At 66.4% G+C, this 779-nt stretch carries 1 protein-coding gene; it reads right to left on the reverse strand.

What is annotated here, in order from left to right; all coding sequences use genetic code 11:
- Positions 1–105 precede the first annotated feature (105 nt).
- Positions 106–779: transposase (locus I6F35_RS39575; protein WP_225122964.1), on the reverse strand; the 674-nt coding region annotated here is incomplete at its 5' end.

A 779-nucleotide genomic window follows, 5' to 3' on the forward strand; every position in this document is an offset into this window, starting at 1 on the left:
GAAGCAACTGTGTTGTTAGACCGGTGATCGGCCGGGCTCAAGGCTGGCGCTGCGCGCCCCCGCCTCCGGCGGCGTGCGGCCTTGACCCCGTCCGCTCGCCGGTCTTCAGGCCGGGCATGCGCTCGGCAGGGGCCGAGCGGCGTCGCTCAGTTGGCAGGGGTTGGCATCCCATTTCTGGCGCCGTGCGATCATGGTGTTGAGGATGCAGATGAGCTTGCGCATGCAGGCGGTGAGCGCAACCTTCGGCGCCTTCCCCTTGGCGATCAGGCGATCATAGAAGGCCTTGAGCACGGGATTGTGCCGGGTCGCGGCCCCGAGACACGCCATGTAGAAGAGATTGCGGACCTTGCGGCGTCCGCCCTTGATGTGGCGGTTGCCCCGCCGTTGGCCACTATCATCGTCGTAAGGAGCGACGCCCAGCAAGGCGGCGGCGGCATTGTCGCTCACCTGGCCCAGTTCCGGCATTGCCGCGATCAGGCCGGCGGACGTGCCCTTGCCAAGTCCCGGCACGCTCTCGATGATCTCGGCGAGTTCGGCAAAATGCGCCGTCGCCTTGACCATGGCCGCGATCGCGCTCTCGAGCTCGGCAACTTCACCGGCGATCTTCTTCAAAAGCCGCGCTTGCATTTTCTGCACGACCTCTGGTGCGGCGTGCTCGCTCCTGTTTTGCAGGCTGGTCTGCAGGTCGAGCAGGCTTTGACGCGCATTCACGATCTGCGCCAGCTGCTCGCGGGCTGCATCGCCGGCTTGGCCCGGCGCGTCGGTGAAGGTCTCGGCGA

This window comes from Bradyrhizobium sp. BRP22, from assembly GCF_020194175.1.
GTDB lineage: Bacteria > Pseudomonadota > Alphaproteobacteria > Rhizobiales > Xanthobacteraceae > Bradyrhizobium.